Source organism: Dictyoglomus sp., from assembly GCA_025060475.1.
Classification (GTDB): Bacteria; Dictyoglomota; Dictyoglomia; order Dictyoglomales; family Dictyoglomaceae; genus NZ13-RE01.
Genome location: JANXBZ010000001.1, coordinates 69,538 through 89,553, shown reverse-complemented (window position 1 = coordinate 89,553; position 20,016 = coordinate 69,538). Strand labels below are relative to the sequence as shown.

Genomic DNA, 20,016 nt, shown 5'->3' with positions numbered 1-20,016 from the left:
ATTTATTCCTCTATAAACTTTTTGTATTCTTCACAAGATAATAGATTATTATATTCCTGGGGATTAGAGATTTCTAGTACTACTATCCATCCATTGTTATATGGATCTTCGTTTATTAATTCAGGTTTATCTTTTAATTTTTCATTTATTTTAATAATTTTTCCTGAAAGTGGAGAATAAACTTCAGACGCAGTTTTTACAGATTCCAAAGTAGCAATAACTTCTCCCTGCTTTATTTCTTTTCCAAGCTCTGGAAGCTCTACATAAACTACATCTCCCAATTCTTTTTGAGCATAATATGTGATTCCAATCATAGCTTCTTTGCCTTCTATTTTTACCCACTCATGTTCTTTTGAATATTTTCTATCTTCAGGATACATTTATTTCACTCCTTTCTTAATTGAGGTATTTTTAATAAATGGAAGTTTAACTATTTTTATCTTAACTTTTTTGTCTCTAATTGCAACCTCTAAATTTCCTTCTAGAAATTCTTTTTTTAAATATCCCATTCCAATTCCCTTTTTTAATATTGGAGAAAAAGTACCACTAGTGACCCAGCCAAATTTTTCATCATTATAAAAAATTTCATGTCCTTTTCTTGGTATACTCGTCTCTAAAAGTTCAAAGGCGATAAGAAATTTAGTTTTTTTATCTTTTAACTCGAGCAATGCCTTTCTTCCAATAAAATCATAAGATTTATCAAGTTTTACAGTAAAAGAAAGATTAGCTTCCCAGGGAGTTGTATTTTCATCAATTTCATGCCCATATAAAGGATATCCCATTTCTATTCTCAAAGAGTCTCTTGCTCCTAGACCACAAGGAAGGACATTGGGATTTTCTAGGAAGTATCTCCAAAGCTCCTTAGCTTTATATTTGGGGATAAAAATTTCAAAGCCATCTTCTCCCGTATAGCCAGTTCTTGAAAGGATTACTTGAGTTTCAAATATTTGAGTTATATAAAAATGGTAATATTTTAATTTTGAAAGGTCCTCTTTTATGAGGGGTTGAAGAATAGATTCTGATAAAGGTCCTTGTAATGCAAATAAGATCAGAAATTCACTTTGATCCTCAATTTCAATATCCTTAGATTTATTCTCCTCTATCCAAGATAAAATCTTATCCTTATTTCCTGCATTAACTACTAAAAGGTATTCTTCTTTATTTATCATGTAAAGGATAACATCATCTAAAATGGTTCCTTTAGGAGATAAAATCAAGGAATATTGAGCTTTTCCTGGATATAATTTATCAAGATCATTGGAGGTAATTCTTTGAAGAAATTCATAAGAGCTTTTTCCCTTAATTCTTATTCTTCCCATATGAGAGATATCAAATATACCTGATTTAGTCCTTACTTGAAGATGTTCTTTAATTATTCCCTGGTATTCTAAAGGCATATACCATCCTGCAAACTCTATAAATTTGGGGTTTAATTTAGCATGTTCTTCTTCTAAATAGAGCCTCTTTGCCATAATTTCACCCCTTTGTGAAAAAAATCAGGCTGGGGATTCCCCAGCCTGAAAAGGCGAATATTTATTTCTTCACAGCTTCTCTTAATTCTTTTCCAGCACGAAAAACTGGTACCTTTGTTGCAGGAATTTTAATTGGTTGTTGTGTACGAGGATTTCTTCCTTCTCTTGCTGCTCTTTTTCTAACGGAGAAAGTTCCAAAACCTACAAATTGAACTGGCTCTCCTTTTGCAAGAGTCTCAGTTATGGTTTCTATTACGCTATTAACCACTTTTGCGGCTTCTTTCTTTGTAATTTTTGCTTTTTCTGCTACTTTAGAGATAAATTCTGCCTTCTTCATTCTTTTTCACCCCCTTTCCAGGCAGGTTTTAAAAAAGATTTTTAGAAGATTCCCACCATTTATCCATCTCTTCTAAGGTCAGATCTTCCCAGTTTCTTCCTGTTTCTTTTACTTTTTTTTCTACGAATTTAAATCTTTCAATAAACTTTTTATTAGTGTTTTTTAAGGCAAATTCAGGATTTATTCCTAAATGTCGAGAAAGGTTTACAATACTAAATAATAGATCACCGATCTCCTCTTCTATTTTTTCTTTTCTCTCAGTACTCAATGCATCCTCTAATTCGGCTAATTCTTCTTTTAGTTTAGGAAATACTTCGTGAACATTTTTCCAGTCAAATCCAACATGAGATACTTTTTCTTGAATTCTTAGGGAAGCAAGAAGTGAGGGTAATGTTTTGGGAACTCCATCTAAAATTCCCTTATTATTTTCTTCTTGTTTTATGTTTTCCCAATTAACTAGAACTTCCTCTACATTCTTAACTTCTTTTTCTCCAAAAATATGGGGATGTCTTGTTATAAGTTTATCTTTGACAAGTTTTAATACATCAGATAAATTAAAACTTTTTCTCTCTTCTGCCATTATACTTTGCATAATTACATGGATAAGAACATCTCCTAGTTCTTCCTTTATATTTTCTTCCTTATTTTCTTGAATACTCTCTACAAGTTCGTAAGTTTCCTCTAAGAAGTATGTCAAGAGAGAATAAGGGGTTTGTTTCTTGTCCCAAGGACATTCTCTCCTCACTTTCTGAAGAATATTTACCAATTCTATAAAATTTTTACATAATTCTTCCATTTGAACCTACCTATATTTTATATCGCTAAAATTCCTTCGATTTTCTCTATAATTATAGCATTACCTTTAAAAAAAACAAGAGATACCCAATATTTTTTTAAGTTTTTTATGCCAAAAAAAGCTTTTTTCTATAGTTTAGAACTATTATTTTTTCTTGATTTTTAACTACAACTCTTCTGTGGATGGTAAGGGGGTTTTTGCTTCCGATCTATAAAAGATTTGCTGGAATTGAATCAATTTTCTCCATAGCCTCATCCATATATCTTTATCAGAGAAATCTTTTTCTATCTTTGCTTTTTTATACTGTTCTTCTAACCATTTGTTGAATACTTTGCTTCTTTTCTCATTAAGAAGAGTTTTTTCTATTTCTGGTTTTGCCTGGATATATGGAAGAGTATATGCTTCTTTTATTTCACTTACCGTTGTTATGTAATATCCTTGATCTGTTTTTATTGGATTACTTACTTGATTTAAAGGAAGAGTAAAAGTAACTTTTTCCACTTCTGCTGGTAGATATCCTGAAGAAATATAACCTAAATCTCCACCCTTGTCCTTAGTTGAAGAATCCTCAGAATACTTTTTAGCAGCGTCAGCAAAAGATATTTTTTTATCTTTTATTTCTTTCGCAACCTCTTTTGCTTTCTTTTCATCCTTAATTAATATTATTGAAACCTTATATTGTTTAGGATTTTCGAAAAGATATTTATTCTCTTCATAATATTTTTTCATCTCATTCTCGTTGACTTTTTCATCTTTCCCAATTTCTGCCATAAGCTTAGAGGATAATAGACTTTTCTTAATTTCTCTTTTAAAGGAGCTTGGAGTTAATCCATATTGAGCTAATGCCATTTCAAATTGAAGTTTTGTTGAAAATTGTTTTTCGATTTCTTTGAACTTATCTTCAACTTCTCTATTACTTACACTTATTTCTCTTTTCTTTGCCTCAGCTTCTATTATTTTCCATTGAGCTAAACTTTTTATAGCCTCGTTTTTTACTGTAGATAAGAGCTTTTTGCCATCAGTAGTAGTAAAATCGACACCAAAATAAATTGCATATTGATCCTTAACTCTTTTAAATTGATCTTTATAATCTGCTCTAGAAATATTAAGTCCATTTACTTTTACTACGGGATAATTATTCATCTGATAATAAATGAAAGCAATAGAAATTCCTATTAACGCACCAATAATAGTAAGAATGATAAAAATTTTTTGAAAAGTTCCTTTTAAATCCATGTTCCTATCACCTCTTCAATTTATTTTTTAAATCTCTTGGGATTATATCACGGTTTTTTTCCATAAACTAGTGAGATCTCGCTTAAAAATTTAATTATAAACTTACCTTGGATAATAAAATCTCCATTTGGTAAAGAAAGTTCTCTTTTCCCATTGGAGAAATAAAATATAGCCTTGTCTCTTGAAATATCAATCTTAGAAATTTTCATCTTCTGAGCCCTATATTTTATCTCTGCTAAGATAAATAAGACTTGAATCTCTTTAGGTATCTTTCCATAAATATCTTCCATTTCTTCTTTTATTTCTTCTAGAGATTCTAAATTTTCGAGTTTTACGAGTTTTTGATAATAATAAATTCTTTCACTTGCATTTGAGATATAATTTTCAGGAATAAACACAGAATAAGGTAAAGATATTCTGCAATCTATTTTTTCCTCTTTTTCTTGTTTCAACTCTTTAATTGCTTCTTCTAACATCTGCATATAAAGATAGAATCCAACTTCTTCCATATGTCCGTGTTGTTCTTTTCCTAATAAATTTCCTGCCCCTCTTATTTCTAAATCTCTTAATGCTAATCTTAAGCCTGAACCTAAGGCAGAAAATTCTTTTAAAGCTTCTAATCTTTTTATGCCTTCTGTAGATAATGATTTCAAGGGAGAATGTAAGAAATATGCATAAGCCTTTCTCGATGATCTTCCTATTCTTCCTCTCAGTTGATAAAGTTGCGCTAATCCCATATGTTCTGCATTTTCAACAATTAGAGTATTAGCATTGGGAACATCTAGACCTGATTCTACAATTGTTGTTGCAATAAGAATATCAATTTTCCCTTCATAAAACTCTGACATTGTCTTTGTTAATTCTTTTTCTTCCATTTTTCCATGGACAATACCAATTCTTGCTTCTGGAACTAAATTATTTAGCATTTTAGCAATAGACTCTAAACGAGATATATCGTTACAGATATAATATACCTGTCCATTTCTTTCTAATTCTCTCTTGATTCCTTCTCGAATTATCTGAGGATTAAATTCCACAACAAAAGTCTCTATAGGAAGTCTATTTTGGGGAGGTGTTTCTAAAACAGAAAATTGTCTTATCCCACTCAGTACCATAGAAAGAGTTCGTGGTATTGGGGTAGCAGAAAGATAAAGAATATCCACATTAGGATATTTCTTTTTGAATCCTTCTTTCTGAAAAACGCCGAATCTATGTTCTTCATCTACTATTATTAATCCTAAGTCTTTAAATTCTACATCCTTTTGCAAAATTCTATGAGTTCCAATTAAAATATCTATTTCTCCTTTTTTTAATCTTTTTAAAATTTTCTTTTGTTCTGAACTAGATTTTAATCTACTTAAGACTTCTACATTTACAGGAAAAGCATTTAATCTTTCTTTAAAAACTCTCCAATGTTGGAAGGCAAGAAGAGTGGTGGGAACTAATATTGCTACTTGTTTTCCATCTAGAACTGCTTTAAAGCTTGCTCTTAAAGCCAATTCTGTTTTTCCAAAGCCAACATCTCCAATTAAAACTCTTTCCATTGGTTTTTTAGATTCCATATCTTTCTTAATCTCGTAAAGAGCTTTTATTTGATCTTCAGTTTCCTCGTATGGAAAACTTGCTTCTAATTCTCTTTGCCATTCAGTATCTTGAGAAAAAGCATAACCCTCCTCTATTTCTCTTTTTGCATACATTTTTATTAATTCTCGTGCGATTTCTTTTACTGATTCTTTCACTTTCTTTTTTGTTTCTTCCCAAGATTTTGTTCCTAATCTGCTTAATACTGGGTTTTGTCCACTGGGAGAAACATACTTTTGAATTAAATGCATTTCTTCTAAAGGAACAAATACGTAAGTTTGATCTGCATATTCTAATTGAATGTATTCTTTAGTTTCACCCTTTATTGTTAGTTTTTTTAAACCTAAAAACCTACCTATACCATAATTTATATGTACAATATAATCTCCAATTTCGAAATGACTTAAATCTACTTTATTATTACTTTTAATAACCTTTATAGGTTTTTTCTTTTTCCATCCAAATATTTCTTTATCCGTTAATAATAAGATTTTTAGTTTCTCCCAGATAAATCCCTCTTGTAGTTCTTCAGAAATTAAAAATTTTATTTTGTTTGCAATTTTTTTAGTTTTTTCTTCTAAAATTTCTTTATAATAACTTTGGATATATATATTCCATCCCTCAGTCAAATATCTTTCTAAGTCTTTTTCTAGGATTTCAATCTTTCCCCTATAAGTAGGTGGGGAAGAAAAAGAAAAGATAATATCAGGATTCCAATAGGAGTTTATTAAGATTCTAGGAAAATTTTCAATATATCTAGAGAAGATGAGCTTATTTAAATATAAGTCTTTAGGTAGTTTCTCTTTGTAAGATATTCTTCTTTCGAAGTTTTCTTTTCCTTTATTTTCCCATAATTCAAGTATTTTAATACTCTCATTAAGATCTTCCAATATTATTAGAGTGTTAGAAGGTAAATAATCAAAGAAAGTAAATTTTTCCTCTTTATGGAACAATTTTTCTTCATTTTTTTCTCCTAATAATTCATTAAGAGGTGACAGAGAGAATTCGTCAATTAATCTCACAGATCTTTGAGTCTCATGGTCAAAAAATCTTAAAGATTCTATTTCATCACCTAGAAACTCAATTCTTAAAGGAAGAGAGCTCGAAGGGGAAAATATATCTATGATTCCCCCTCTTATGCTAAATTGTCCCATTCTCTCTACTCTATCAGTTTTTTCATAAGAATTTGTTAGTAAATATTCTAAGATTTTTTCTCTTTTAATCTCTGTGCCCTTTTTTAGCAAAATAAAACTTTCTTTTAACTTTTGAGGAGAAAGTAACGGATAAATCAATGACTTTAGGGGTGCTAAGATAAAAGACTTTTCGTTTTTTAAAATTTTTTCAAGAACTTTAATTCTTTTACTTTCTGTAGTAGGAGATCTTAATGGTTTTTCATAAGGAAGATGGACAAATGGTAAAAAAGTATAAAAATTTTCTATATACTGAGAAAGAAAATTCCATGATTCTAATTTATCTTCATTGTTTACAATCCACAAAATATGTGAGTTATAATTAGAATTCAGAAAATATAAAAAAAGAGGGAAAAATCCTTCACAAATACCAGCAATTTTTATCTCTTTCTTATTTTTAATTTCTTCTAAAAGGGTCTTTAAGTCTTCATCTTCATTAATATACTTTTTCAAGGTAAACATTTTCTATTAAAGATGTTTTGTGCTTTTTCCCATCCCTCCTCTAAAATAACTTTAACTATTTCAGGAGTCAATTTAATAACTTTATGGATAATTTCTATCTCTTCATCTTTGAAATTCGAAAGTACATATTCTACTATTTCTTCTTTAGATCTAGGCCTTCCTATCCCAATTCGCATTCTATAAAAATCTTTAGAATTTAATTCCTCAATTATAGATTTGATTCCCTTATGTCCACCGTCTTTACCGTTATATCTAATTCTTATTCTTCCCAACTCCAAATCTAAGTCATCATGAACCACAAGAATTTCTCTAAGATCAAGAGACTGATAAAGAAGAAATTCTTTCACTCCAATACCACTTAAATTCATGTATGTTTGCGGTTTTATTAAGTATATTTTCTTGTTTAAAATTTCTTTAAAGGTGACATGATATAAAGCTTTAATCTGGTATTTAGGGAAATTAAAGTAATTTTGTAGATAATCTACAATCATAAAACCAATATTATGACGGGTTCTAGAGTATTCAAAGCCTGGATTTCCTAAGCCTATAATAGCTAATCTCTCAGTCATTTAGAAAAATATTATTCCTGCATATCCTACTACAGCTTCATATTCTTCAGTTACATCACCTGAAGTCTTGTAATCTACAAGCTTTGAATTTTTAATTCCTAGACTATTAAGGACTAAAAGCAATGTAATAATAGGCCCAATTCCACATATACTTATTTTTCTTTTTTTAACTCTTTCATAAAATTCTTTTGGATCTATATTTAAAATAGCCTCTATTGCGTAGTAATCTTTTTCTTTAGCTATCTCATGAGGTTCATAGTGGGAAAAGTCTGAACTTGCAACAATTAATATATCTCTATCTATGCTATTTTTTATAGCAGTAGCTAAATCTTCTAAATTATTCCAGTTATAATCATATATATTTATTGGAACTATCTTAACCTTTGGATTCAGATATTGGAGGAATGGCAGTTGAACTTCAAGAGAATGTTCTAAAGAATGAGCGGAGAAATCTTCCTTTAAATATTTTGAATTTTTCAATATTTTATTAGCCAAATCTTCATCAATTTCGGTTTCTCCTAGAGGAGTAGACCAAGAACCCTTAGAATAAATAGATGAAGGATAACCTAAACCATGATGATTAGGTCCTAACAGAATAACTTTATCGGGAATATCTATACCTGAATAAACTTTTCCTGCAATAGAACCCGAATATATATATCCTGCATGGGGAGAGATACAGCCTTTAGCTCTTATAGTTTTTTCTTCTCTTTTTATAAATTTTTCTAAGTATTTAATAAGTTCTTCCTTATCTCTCGGATAAAAATATCCTGCTACCTGTGGTAATCTTTTCATGAGTATAATTATACAATAAATTTTTATACTTCTCTACTAGAACAAACAAGAAAATAATTAGAAATAGATTTATTGCCCCCTTGACTAAGCAAGTATTTTTATATATCATTTTATTAGCCAGCGGGGCATGGCGCAGAGGATGAGCGCGCCTGGTTTGGGACCAGGAGGTCGCTGGTTCAAATCCAGCTGCCCCGACCAGAATGGGCGGGAGTAGCTCAGGGGTAGAGCATCAGCCTTCCAAGCTGAGGGCCGCGGGTTCAAATCCCGTCTCCCGCTCCAAATTGCTTGCGCCCATAGCTCAGCTGGATAGAGCGGCAGACTTCGAATCTGCGGGCCGGGGGTTCAAGTCCTCCTGGGCGCGCCAAACTTTGACAAATATGGTGAACGTAGCTCAGTTTGGTAGAGCGCTGGGTTGTGGCCCCAGTGGTCGCGGGTTCGAATCCCGTCGTTCACCCCAAGTTAAGCGCCCGTAGCTCAGTAGGACAGAGCAACGGACTTCTAATCCGTGGGCCGGAGGTTCGAATCCTCCCGGGCGCGCCATATGTGGGTGAGCCGTTAGCTCAACAGGTAGAGCACCTGACTCTTAATCAGGGGGTTGCAGGTTCGATTCCTGCACGGCTCACCAGCTTTTTTAATGCGAGGGTGGCGGAAAGGCAGACGCGCTAGACTTAGGATCTAGTGGGGAAAACCCGTGCGGGTTCAACTCCCGCCCCTCGCACCAATTTTATATGCGGGAGTAGCTCAGGGGTAGAGCGTCTCCTTGCCAAGGAGAAGGCCGCGGGTTCAAATCCCGTCTCCCGCTCCAATAACAAAGATTATATAATTAAGACCTCAGAGAGAATCTGAGGTATTATTTATTTTATGGGAGGAAGAAAGATGGTTATCAGAGAAGAAGCAATAAATTATACATTTAAAAAAGAAGAAGGAAGTATATTAACAGTAGATTTAGAAATAGACTCTTCTCAGAGGGAAATTGTTTTAGAAGAAACATATAAATATTTAATACATAGAGTTAATATCCCCGGATTTAGAAGAGGTAAAGCTCCAAGAGTAATTTTAGAAAAATTTTTGGGTGAGGATTTTTATGTTGAGGCTATAAAGATTGCTGCAAGAGAGGCGTATAAACTTGTTTTAGAAAAGGAAAAGATAAAACCATACTCGTCTCCTATCTTTAATTTACCTCAATCTTGGAATGAAAATGAGAAAATTAAGATATCTTTTTCTCTTGAAATTGTTCCGGAGATTAAAATAGGTGAATATAAGGGATTTGATATTAAGATGAATAATATTGAGGTAAATGAAGAAGAAATAAATAAGGTCATGGAACAGTTAAGATTGAAGTATAGTAAATTAAAACCAGTAGAAGATAGAGAAGTTATAGAGGGAGATCTAGTATATGTGGAAAGGGAAACAAAAGAAGGAGAAAGACTAGAACCTTTATGGATAAGAATTAATGGGGAATATAATCCTGAAATAGAAAAAGAACTTGTAGGTATGAAGGTTGCTGAGCATAAAATAATTGAAACAAAATTTCCTGAGGATTATCCTAATAGTAAATTTGCAGGAAGAGTTATCCCTTTAATTTGGAGAGTTAAAAAGATTTGGGCTTACGATCTTATAAGTGATGAGACTCTGTCTAAAATGTTAGGTTATGAAACACTTGATGATTTATATAAAGGTATAAGAGAGAGAATTCTTCTTGAGAAACGTGAAAGAGAAAAGGATAGAGTTTTTGGTGAAATTTTAAAATTAATTTTAGAAAGAAGTGAAATAGATCCTCCCCAGAGTATGGTGTTATCAGTTGTAGAAACCTCTTTAAAAAGTATAATAGGAGATTTAGAAAGACAAGGAAAGACTTTCCAAGAGTATTTGGAAAGTATTGGAAAAAGTGAAGAAGAGTTTATTGAAGATCTCAAATCATCTGCTAAGACAAGAATCAAAGTGGATTACTTGTTAAATTATATTGCTGAAAAAGAGAATATAAAGGTAAGTGATGAAGAGCTAGAAGAATATATAGAAGAAATGGCAAGATCTGAAAATAAAGATGTAAAAGAATTAAAGAGAGTTTTAAATAGAGAAGGATTAATTGAAGATCTAAGGAAGAGAATACTTATTAATAAAGTCAAAGAATTTTTGATAGAAGAAAATATGAAAAATGAAGGGGGAGGATCTGAATGACTTTAATTCCTATAGTTATAGAACAAACACCTCGAGGAGAAAGAGCTTATGACATTTACTCTCGACTTTTAAAAAGCAGAATTGTTTTTTTGGGAACTGCTATTAATGATGAAGTTGCCAATTTAGTTATAGCTCAACTTCTTTTTTTAGAATCCGAAGATCCCGAAAAAGATATTTACCTTTATATAAATAGTCCAGGTGGTGAAGTCTCTGCAGGTCTAGCTATATATGATACCATAAGGCATATAAAACCAAAAGTAGCTACAGTCTGTGTAGGCCAAGCCGCAAGTATGGCTGCAATACTTCTTTCTGCAGGAGATAGAGGAAAAAGATATGCTCTTCCTAATTCAAGGGTTATGATCCATCAACCATTAGGAGGAATATATGGACCTGCTTCAGATCTAGAAATTCATACAAGAGAAATATTGAAGCTTCGTCAAACTTTAAATGAAATTCTTGCTTATCATACAGGGCAACCTTTAGAAAAGATTCAAAGAGATACTGACAGAGATTTCTTTATGTCTGCAAAAGAGGCGAAGGAGTATGGAATTATAGATGAAATCTTAGAAAGCAAAAAATTGTAAAATAGGAGTGAGTCATGGGGACAAAAGAAATAAGATGTTCTTTCTGTGGTAAGGCTCAAAAGGAAGTAAAGAAGATAATTTCAGGTCCAGGAGTTTTTATATGTGATGAATGTGTAGAAATTTGCCATAATTTAATCTCTCAAAATGAAGAAGAGAAAGTGAAAGAGGAGTTTAGATTACCAACTCCCTCAGAAATAAAGGCTTTTTTGGATCAATATGTTATTGGCCAAGAAAAAGCGAAAAAAGTTATTTCTGTTGCTGTATATAATCACTATAAGAGAATCTTTTACAGAGATAGATTAAGAGGCGATGTTGAACTTCAAAAAAGTAATATTCTTCTTATTGGTCCTACAGGTGTAGGTAAAACTCTTCTTGCAGAAACTCTTGCTAAATTTTTAAAGGTTCCTTTTGCTATAGCGGACGCAACAACCCTGACAGAGGCAGGATATGTGGGAGAAGACGTAGAAAATATTCTTTTAAGATTAATTCAAAATGCCAATTGGGACATAAAGAGAGCTGAAAAAGGAATTATATATATTGATGAAATCGATAAAATTTCGAGAAAATCTGAAAATCCCTCCATAACACGAGATGTTTCTGGGGAAGGAGTACAACAAGCACTTTTAAGAATCGTAGAAGGAACTATTGCTAATGTTCCTCCTCAAGGTGGGAGAAAACATCCCTATCAGGAATTTATTCAGATTAATACCAAGGATATTCTATTTATAGCAGGAGGATCTTTCGAGGGTATTGAAAAAATTATCGAAAAAAGATTAGATGTAAGTAATATTGGTTTTGGTTCTAAAATTGAACCTAAGAAAAAAAGAAACTTGAGTTCTATCTTAAAGGAAATTCTTCCTGAGGATCTTTTAAAATTTGGGATGATTCCTGAGTTTGTAGGAAGATTTCCTATTGTTACTGTTTTAGATCCTTTGGATGATGAAGAGTTGTTTAGAATTCTTATTGAACCTAAAAATGCCTTGGTAAAACAATATCAAGCTCTTCTAGCTTTAGACGGAATTGAATTGGAGTTTTCAGTTGAAGCACTTAGAGCAGTTGTAAAAGAAGCTCAAGAAAAGGGGACGGGAGCACGGGGATTACGAGCAGTAATGGAAGAACTTATGTTAGAAATAATGTATGAATTACCTAAATTAAATATCAAGAAATTTATTGTAACCCCTGAGATGGTATATAATCGTAGAATGTTTTCATGGGAGAACTTATTGAGGAGTGTAGGATAGGAGGCTTTAATTATGAAAGAGGAGCTTCCAAGTATATATGATTTTAAAAAAGTAGAAAACAGATGGTATTCTTTTTGGTTAGAGAAGAGATATTTTAACTCTTATGTAGATTATACTAAAAATCCGTTTACCATTGTTTTACCACCTCCTAATATTACAGGTTCTTTGCATTTAGGCCATGCTCTGAATGCTACAATTCAGGATATTCTTATTAGATGGAAAAGAATGCAAGGATTTAATGCTTTATGGATACCTGGAACGGATCATGCAGGAATTGCAACTCAGGCAGTAGTGGAGAGAGAATTATTAAAAGAAGGAAAAAGTAGATGGGATTTAGGAAGAGAAAAGTTTTTAGAAAGAGTATGGCAGTGGAAAGAAAAATATGGTCAAACTATAATTGAACAACTTAAAAAATTAGGAGTTTCTTGTGACTGGGATAGACTAAGATTTACTATGGATGATGTTTATTCAAGAGCTGTAATAAAAGCTTTTGTAGACCTTTATAATAAAGGATATATATATAGGGGAGAGAGAATTATTAATTGGTGCCCCCGTTGTAGGACTGCAATTTCAGATTTAGAAGTCAAATATATTGAAGAAGAATCTTTTCTTTGGTATATAAGATATCCTTTAGTAGAGGAAGAAGGTTATTTGGTAATTGCTACTGCACGACCTGAAACTATGTTGGGAGATACAGGAGTAGCAGTTCATCCAGAAGATGAGAGATATAGATCTTTTATTGGTAAAAATGTTACTCTGCCTTTAGTAGGAAGAAAAATTCCAATAATTGCCGATAAGGCTGTAAATCCAGAATTCGGAACTGGGGTGTTGAAAGTTACTCCAGCTCATGATCCTGATGATTTTGAAATAGGAAAGAGACATAATCTTCCCTTTATTACAGTTATAGATGAAAGAGGTTATATGAATGAAAATGCGGGAGAGTTTAAGGGATTAGATGTTTATTCTGCGAGAAAGGAAATTGAAAAATTATTAACTCAAAAAGGCTATCTTGTTAAGAAAGAGCCATATACTCATGATTTAGCAACTTGTGATAGATGTGGTACCTCTATAGAACCATTAATATCTAAACAATGGTTTATGAGAATGGATGAGATTGCAAAGGAAGCTATAAAAGTAGTTGAGGAAGGTAAAGTTAAATTTATTCCTGATAGGTGGAAGAAAATATATTTTGACTGGATGTATAATATAAAAGACTGGTGTCTTTCGCGACAATTATGGTGGGGACATAGAATTCCTGCATGGTATTGTAACGATTGTGGACATGTTAATGTTAAAGAAGAGTCACCAAAAAACTGTGAAAAGTGTGGTTCATTGAACTTAAAACAAGATGAAGATGTATTAGATACATGGTTTAGTTCTGCTTTATGGCCTCTTGGAACTTTGAAATGGCCTGAGGAAAATCCTGATTTAGAATACTATTATCCTACTTCTGTTTTGAGTACTGCAAGGGACATTATTAATCTTTGGGTTGCTCGGATGATAATGATGGGTTTAGAATTTAAAAAGGATGTTCCTTTTTATCATGTTTATATACATCCTACTGTTCTTACAAAGGAAGGTAAAAGAATGAGTAAATCAAAGGGTACAGGGGTGGATCCATTAGAGCTTATTGAGAAATATGGGGCGGATATTACAAGATTTAGCCTTGCAGTTCAGTGTACAGAGATGCAAGATTTAAGATTTCATGAAGAGAATTTTGAAAACACTAAGAATTTTGCTAATAAGCTATGGAATGCTTCTCGATTTGTGCTTATGAATTTGGAGGATAAAGATTATTCTAAAGTTGATTTAAAGGCTCATTTGTTATCTCTTTCGGATAAATGGATTCTTAGTATACTTCAAAAAGAAATAAAAGAAGTAACAGAACACTTAGAAAATTATAGATTTAGTGAATATGTAAAGACCATTTACAATTTCTTTTGGTCTGAATTTTGTGATTGGTATATAGAATTAGTAAAACCAAGATTGTCTAATAAAGAGGATCCTGAAAGTAAGCTTATTGCTCAATCTATTTTGTGGAAAGTGTTAACAACAAATCTCTTACTATTACATCCTGTAATGCCTTTTATAACTGAAGAAATTTGGCAGAAGCTTCCCTATCATTCAGAAAGTATAATGATAAATCCTTGGCCTAATTATGAGGAAGATTTTATTGACGAAGAAAGTGAAATAAATATGGAATTTATAAAAGAATCTATAAGAAAAATAAGAGCCTTAAGAGCAGAGTTTAATATTCCTATCTCTGAAAGAATAAAAGTATTTTTCTTTACTGATAACATTAAGGAGAAAATTCTTTTAAAGGGATTTTCTGGATATTTTACTAACTTAGCAAAGATAGAACTTGTAGAATCTGAGCATATGATTTATGAGAAAAATGTTGCTCATGTATTGGTAAATAATACAAGTTATTATATCTATCTTTCTGGTTTAATAAATTTAGAAAGAGAAAAAGAAAAAATAAATAAAGAAATTGAAGAATTAGAAAGAGTAATAAAAAATCTAGAAGAAAGGTTGAATAATTTATCCTTTATTGAAAAAGCTCCTTCTCATGTAATTGAGAAAGAAAGAGAAAAGTATAGAGAATTATTAAGAAAAAAAGAGGTACTGTTAGAAAGAATGAAAATGTTGGAGTAAAAATTAAGGAGGTATATATGGGTTTTTTAACTTTTCGTGGTGGCGTTCATCCTCCAACAAAAAAGGATTTATCAAAATCTTCGCCAATAACTTCTATCGCTTTACCTGAAAGATTTTTTATTCCAACTCAACAACATACAGGTGCTCCTGCTCAGCCTTTAGTGAAAGTAAAAGACTATGTTTATAAAGGCCAAAAAATTGGGGATGCACAAAGTTTTGTGACGTCACCGATTCATGCTCCTACCTCAGGATTTGTGAGAAAAATTGGTTTTCATCCACATCCCACAGGAAAACCTGTTTTAACAATAGAAATAGAGAGTGATGGAAAGGATGAGGTTTTTCCTGATATTTCTCCAATTTCTTGGGAAAATCTATCTCCTGATGAGATAAGAAGAAAAATAAGAGAGGCAGGAATTGTTGGATTAGGTGGTGCTGCTTTTCCTACTCATGTTAAAATAACTCCACCTCCTGAAAAAAAAATTGATGTTGTAATTTTAAATGGAGCAGAATGTGAACCTTATTTAACTATTGATTATCGTTTAATGTTAGAGAAACCAGAATTGATTATAGAAGGTCTTCAGATATTAATGTATGTTTTAGGGGTGAAAAAAGGAATTATTGCCATAGAAGATAATAAAAAGGATGCAGGAGAGATTTTAAAGAAATATCTAAAAAAAGATATGGAAATAGTAGTTTTAAAGACAAAATACCCACAAGGTTCTGAAAAACAATTGATAAAAGCTATTTTGGGAAGAGAAGTACCCTCTGGAGGTCTCCCTCTAGATGTAGGAGTTATAGTTAATAATGTGGGAACAGCATGTGCAATAGCTGAACATTTTAAGACAGGATTACCACTAATATCGCGAGGTGTAACAGTAACAGGGGAGGGTATTAAGGAGCCTAAGAATCTTAATGTTCGCATTGGAACTCCAGTATTCAAGCTTATAGAAGAATGTGGAGGATTTTCAGATGTGCCTGGAAAAGTAATATTTGGTGGTCCTATGATGGGAGTAACTATCTACAGCCTAGCAACTCCCATTGTAAAAGGAACCTCTGGAGTTTTAGTCTTTCCACGAAGTTTTATAAAGAACAATGATACTCTTGCGTGTGTTCGCTGTGGAAGATGTCTTGATGTATGTCCTATGAATCTTATTCCAACTGTTATTGCGGAGTATTCTCGTTTGAGGAAAACAGAATTAGCAGAAAAAGAAGGAGCACTGGATTGTATGGAGTGTGGTTCATGTAGTTATATTTGTCCCTCTAGAAGACCTTTAGTTCAGTGGATTAGAATGGCAAAATCTGAGATTTTTGAAAAGCGAAGAAAATAGGAGGAATATCCTATGGAAGAAAAAGAGTTAATTGTATCTTCTTCACCTCACATTTTCGCTGATGAAGATGTGAGTAAAGTAATGTTAAATGTGATTATGTCTCTTATTCCTGCTACTATAGCAGGAATTTATTTTTTTGGTATTTATTCATTGTTTGTTATACTTGTAAGCATAGTTTCCGCAGTTATGTGGGAGGGATTAGCTCTTTTAATTAGAAGAAAATCTTTAAATAGCTTATTAGATTTTAGTGCGGTGGTTACAGGTTTACTCTTAGCCTTAACCTTACCACCACGAGTTCCTTTATGGATTCCTGTGATTGGAACAGGAGTAGCAATAATATTAACAAAACAAATTTTTGGTGGATTAGGAGGGAATTTTTTAAATCCAGCATTGGTAGGTAGAGCTTTTCTATTAACCTCTTATCCAGTAATTATGACTTCTTGGATAAACCCATTAACTTCTGCCACTCCTGTTTCTACAGCAACTCCACTAGCAATAGAAAAGTTAAAGTTACCTTATTCTTTACCTTCTTACTGGGATTTATTTATAGGAAAAGTTTCAGGATCTATAGGAGAAACTTCTGCTCTTTTTCTACTTATTGGGGGTATTTGGCTTATTTACAAGAATATAATTGATTGGAGAATTCCAATTAGTTATATCCTATCAATAATGGTTTTATCTTTGTTATTCAGAAAGGATCCAATATTTCAAATTTTATCAGGTGGAGTTTTCTTAGGAGCCTTCTTTATGGCTACCGATTGGGTAACAACACCTTTAACTCCTAAAGGTAGATTAATTTTTGGAATTGGTGCAGGTTTTCTGACTCTAATGATTCGGATATTTGGAAGTTATCCAGAAGGTGTTACATATGGGATATTAGTCATGAATGCTCTTACACCTTTAATAGATAGAAGTATTAAGCCTCATAAATTTGGAGAGGTGAAGAAATGAAAGAAATAGTTCTCTATGGAGTGATTCTTATGATAATATGTGCTATAGCAGCAGGAGCTTTAGCCTATGTTTATATTCAGACTCAAAAAATTATTGCAATGCAAAAAGAAAAAGAAAAGCTTCAAGCCCTTCAGGAAATTTTACCTCTGGCAAAACACTTTGATAATATTAGTGATATTCCTAAACCTAAAGATAAAATGGTTAAAATTATAGGAGTATATGAAGGAAAAAATAATAATCAAAAAGTTGGAAAAGTTGTTGAATTAGTTATTCGAGGATATAGTAGTGATATTAATCTTTTAGTGGGTATAGATACTCTAGGAAAGATCACAAAAGTTAAGATTATTTCTCAACAAGAAACACCAGGTTTAGGAGCGGAAATAACTAAAGATGAATTTTTAAATCAGTTCATTGGTAAGAATTCTCCTAATATGGAACTTAAAAAAGATATTCAACCTATTACTGGAGCTACCATATCTTCAAGGGCAGTACTAAGAGCTGTAAAAGAAGCTTTAGTCATTAAGGATTAATAAGGGGGAGTTTTTATGGCAAGGGAATTTTGGGTAAATTTCGTAAATGGAATTTTTAAAGAAAATCCTGTATTAATATTGATGATAGGATTATGTTCTGTTCTTGCGGTTACTACAAATTTAGCGAATGGGATTGGTATGGGATTTGCTTTTTCCTTTGTGATGATATTTTCAAATATTTTTGTGTCTTTGCTTAGACCGATAATACCTTACAATATAAGGATTCCTATATTTATTATTGTTATTGGTACTTTTACTACTATAACTGATTTAGTAATGTCTGCATATATGCCTGAACTTCATCATTCTCTAGGTATTTTCATTCCTTTAATTGTTGTTAATTGTATTATTATTGGAAGAGCTGAGGCCTTTGCCTATAAGAATAATATTCTGAATTCTATAGCTGATGGTTTAGGAATGAGTATAGGTTACTTTTGGAGTATAACAGTTTTGGCAGGTATAAGAGAACTTTTAGGATCAGGAACTCTTCTTGGTATTCCTATAATGCCCTCTTTTTTTAAGCCTGCCCTTGCTTTCATTATGCCTCCTGGGGCTTTTTGGGGGATCGGTCTATTGATAGGTATACTAAACTGGTCTATGAAAGAGATTAAGAAGAATATCTCAAAAAAAGTATTTACTCCTCATGATAAATAATTAGGAGGAAGCTATGGTAATTTTAGGAAAATTGTTTACATTATTCTTATTTGCTTCCTTAGTAGATAATATTGTCTTTATGCGATTTTTAGCCTTATGTTCTTATGTAGGAATGACTTCTCAATATGATGCCTCTATAGGAATGGGTATTGCTGTTACTTTTGTAACAGTCATGGCTTCTGTTGTGACTTTTTTCATATATTACTACATATTACAGCCTTTAAATCTTATATTTTTAAAAATAATAGCCTTTATACTAGTCATTGCTGCATTAGTTCAGCTTGTGGAAATGGTAATAAGAAAAACTTCTCCTTATCTATATAGGGCTATGGGAATATATTTGCCATTAATAACAACAAATTGTGCTATTTTAGGTGTAACTTTTATTAATATAGATATGGCTTATAATCTTTTGGAAGTTATTATTTATTCTTTAGGAGTTTCAGTGGGTTATACTATTGCTCTTCTTCTTTTAGCTGCTATTAGAGAAAGATTAGCTTTTTCAGATATCCCTGATTTTTGGAAAGGTTATCCTTTAGTTTTTATAACTTCTGGATTATTAGCTCTTGTATTTTTAGGATTCCAAGGAATGGCACATTAAAAGGAGGGAAATTATGAGTATAGTCTTATTAGCAGCATTAGTATTAGGAGGAATAGGATTAGTTTTTGGAAGCACTCTTGCTTTTGCAGGAAAAAAATTTGCTGTGGAAATTGATCCAAGACTTTCTGAGATATTAAAAGTTTTGCCAGGAACTAACTGTGGTGCTTGTGGTTACCCTGGATGTGAAGGATTAGCTCAAGCAATTATAGAAGGGAAAGCTAAAAGTACTGGTTGTGTTGCTGGAGGAGAAAAAGTTGCAAAGGAAGTAGCAAAAGTTTTAGGCTTGGAGGAAGAAATTACAATAACTAAAAATATTGCCTTTTTAAATTGCCAAGGTGGAAAGGAAATAGCTGTTAATAGGTTTATATATAAAGGAATCAAAACTTGTAGGGCCTCACATCTAACTCAGGGAGGAGAGAAAGGATGTCCCAATGGATGTATTGGATATGGAGACTGTGTTATGGTCTGTCCTTTTTCTGCAATATATATGGGAGAAGATGGACTTCCAAAGATTGATTCTACGAAGTGTACGGGATGTGGTTTATGTGTTAAGGAATGCCCAAGGGGAATTTTGACTCTTCTTCCTATTAATATCCCTTTACTTTTAGGATGTAAAACAATTTTACCTGGGCCTGATGCAAGACAGGTGTGTTCAAGAGCTTGTATTGGTTGTGGAATATGTACTCGAGTATGTCCAAAAGGGGCTATAACAATGCAAGGAAGACTTCCTATGATAAATTATGAAATCTGTGATGGATGTGGAATTTGTGTAGAAAAATGTCCTACAAAGGCTCTAATTCTATTAAAAACTAAGTAATGAGAGTTTTAAAAAGCTTAATTTTTTTATTTATAATCT

Annotated in this window: 18 protein-coding genes and 8 tRNA genes; 18 read left to right on the top strand and 8 right to left on the bottom strand. The window is 32.2% G+C overall.

From position 1 onward, the window contains the following. Positions 1 to 2 precede the first annotated feature (2 nt). From gcvH to amrB, 8 genes are all read right to left on the bottom strand, one after another. Entirely contained in the window at positions 3 to 380 is a 378-nt protein-coding gene (gcvH, locus tag NZ841_00470) for a glycine cleavage system protein GcvH (GenBank protein MCS7201241.1), read from the bottom strand. Further along, the gene (gene gcvT / locus NZ841_00465; protein MCS7201240.1) at positions 381 to 1,472 is read right to left on the bottom strand and encodes a glycine cleavage system aminomethyltransferase GcvT; all 1,092 of its coding nucleotides are present in this window, start codon (positions 1,470 to 1,472) and stop codon (positions 381 to 383) included. It abuts the gene before it with no gap. Positions 1,473 to 1,533: 61 nt separating this feature from the next. After that, positions 1,534 to 1,809: an HU family DNA-binding protein gene (locus NZ841_00460; GenBank protein MCS7201239.1), complete on the bottom strand. Its 276-nt coding sequence runs from the start codon at positions 1,807 to 1,809 to the stop codon at positions 1,534 to 1,536. A gap of 28 nt (positions 1,810 to 1,837) precedes the next feature. Beyond that, entirely contained in the window at positions 1,838 to 2,605 is a 768-nt protein-coding gene (gene mazG, locus NZ841_00455) for a nucleoside triphosphate pyrophosphohydrolase (GenBank protein ID MCS7201238.1), read from the bottom strand. A gap of 165 nt (positions 2,606 to 2,770) precedes the next feature. Then, positions 2,771 to 3,841, bottom strand: a complete 1,071-nt coding sequence (locus NZ841_00450) for a SurA N-terminal domain-containing protein (protein MCS7201237.1) — start codon at positions 3,839 to 3,841, stop codon at positions 2,771 to 2,773. Positions 3,842 to 3,888: 47 nt separating this feature from the next. After that, positions 3,889 to 7,074 (bottom strand): transcription-repair coupling factor, encoded by a 3,186-nt coding sequence (mfd, locus tag NZ841_00445; protein ID MCS7201236.1) that lies wholly within the window; start codon positions 7,072 to 7,074, stop codon positions 3,889 to 3,891. Next, entirely contained in the window at positions 7,062 to 7,643 is a 582-nt protein-coding gene (pth, locus tag NZ841_00440) for an aminoacyl-tRNA hydrolase (protein ID MCS7201235.1), read from the bottom strand. The genes mfd and pth overlap by 13 nt, the downstream gene beginning before the upstream one ends. After that, a complete protein-coding gene (amrB, locus tag NZ841_00435) occupies positions 7,644 to 8,438 on the bottom strand; it encodes an AmmeMemoRadiSam system protein B (GenBank protein MCS7201234.1) in 795 nt (264 codons plus the stop codon). It lies immediately after the preceding gene. 121 nt (positions 8,439 to 8,559) lie between these two features. Here amrB and NZ841_00430 point away from each other — a divergent pair. The 18 genes from NZ841_00430 (at position 8,560) to NZ841_00345 (ending at position 19,977) form a co-directional block, all read left to right on the top strand. After that, positions 8,560 to 8,636: transfer RNA gene (locus NZ841_00430), tRNA-Pro, on the top strand. Positions 8,637 to 8,642: 6 nt separating this feature from the next. After that, positions 8,643 to 8,717: transfer RNA gene (locus tag NZ841_00425), tRNA-Gly, on the top strand. 8 nt (positions 8,718 to 8,725) lie between these two features. Further along, positions 8,726 to 8,802: transfer RNA gene (locus NZ841_00420), tRNA-Arg, on the top strand. Positions 8,803 to 8,818: 16 nt separating this feature from the next. Next, positions 8,819 to 8,895: transfer RNA gene (locus NZ841_00415), tRNA-His, on the top strand. 6 nt (positions 8,896 to 8,901) lie between these two features. Next, positions 8,902 to 8,978, top strand: a tRNA-Arg gene (locus NZ841_00410). A 9-nt stretch (positions 8,979 to 8,987) separates the two neighbouring features. Beyond that, a tRNA-Lys gene (locus NZ841_00405) sits at positions 8,988 to 9,063 on the top strand. 11 nt (positions 9,064 to 9,074) lie between these two features. Further along, positions 9,075 to 9,159, top strand: a tRNA-Leu gene (locus tag NZ841_00400). Between the two features lie 9 nt (positions 9,160 to 9,168). Next, positions 9,169 to 9,243, top strand: a tRNA-Gly gene (locus NZ841_00395). 71 nt (positions 9,244 to 9,314) lie between these two features. Beyond that, complete coding sequence (gene tig, locus NZ841_00390; GenBank protein MCS7201233.1) at positions 9,315 to 10,616, top strand: trigger factor; 1,302 nt, start codon at positions 9,315 to 9,317, stop codon at positions 10,614 to 10,616. Beyond that, positions 10,613 to 11,200: an ATP-dependent Clp endopeptidase proteolytic subunit ClpP gene (gene clpP, locus NZ841_00385; GenBank protein ID MCS7201232.1), complete on the top strand. Its 588-nt coding sequence runs from the start codon at positions 10,613 to 10,615 to the stop codon at positions 11,198 to 11,200. Before tig ends, clpP begins: the two co-directional genes overlap by 4 nt. A gap of 14 nt (positions 11,201 to 11,214) precedes the next feature. Next, positions 11,215 to 12,441, top strand: a complete 1,227-nt coding sequence (clpX, locus tag NZ841_00380) for an ATP-dependent Clp protease ATP-binding subunit ClpX (GenBank protein MCS7201231.1) — start codon at positions 11,215 to 11,217, stop codon at positions 12,439 to 12,441. 12 nt (positions 12,442 to 12,453) lie between these two features. Beyond that, complete coding sequence (locus NZ841_00375; protein MCS7201230.1) at positions 12,454 to 15,096, top strand: valine--tRNA ligase; 2,643 nt, start codon at positions 12,454 to 12,456, stop codon at positions 15,094 to 15,096. Positions 15,097 to 15,113: 17 nt separating this feature from the next. Further along, complete coding sequence (rsxC, locus tag NZ841_00370; protein ID MCS7201229.1) at positions 15,114 to 16,424, top strand: electron transport complex subunit RsxC; 1,311 nt, start codon at positions 15,114 to 15,116, stop codon at positions 16,422 to 16,424. A gap of 12 nt (positions 16,425 to 16,436) precedes the next feature. Next, the gene (locus NZ841_00365; protein MCS7201228.1) at positions 16,437 to 17,375 is read left to right on the top strand and encodes an RnfABCDGE type electron transport complex subunit D; all 939 of its coding nucleotides are present in this window, start codon (positions 16,437 to 16,439) and stop codon (positions 17,373 to 17,375) included. Further along, a complete protein-coding gene (locus tag NZ841_00360) occupies positions 17,372 to 17,905 on the top strand; it encodes an RnfABCDGE type electron transport complex subunit G (GenBank protein ID MCS7201227.1) in 534 nt (177 codons plus the stop codon). The genes NZ841_00365 and NZ841_00360 overlap by 4 nt, the downstream gene beginning before the upstream one ends. A gap of 15 nt (positions 17,906 to 17,920) precedes the next feature. Then, a complete protein-coding gene (rsxE, locus tag NZ841_00355; protein ID MCS7201226.1) occupies positions 17,921 to 18,559 on the top strand; it encodes an electron transport complex subunit RsxE in 639 nt (212 codons plus the stop codon). A 13-nt stretch (positions 18,560 to 18,572) separates the two neighbouring features. Continuing rightward, positions 18,573 to 19,160: an RnfABCDGE type electron transport complex subunit A gene (locus NZ841_00350; protein ID MCS7201225.1), complete on the top strand. Its 588-nt coding sequence runs from the start codon at positions 18,573 to 18,575 to the stop codon at positions 19,158 to 19,160. 13 nt (positions 19,161 to 19,173) lie between these two features. Next, complete coding sequence (locus tag NZ841_00345; GenBank protein ID MCS7201224.1) at positions 19,174 to 19,977, top strand: RnfABCDGE type electron transport complex subunit B; 804 nt, start codon at positions 19,174 to 19,176, stop codon at positions 19,975 to 19,977. Positions 19,978 to 20,016: the final 39 nt, after the last annotated feature.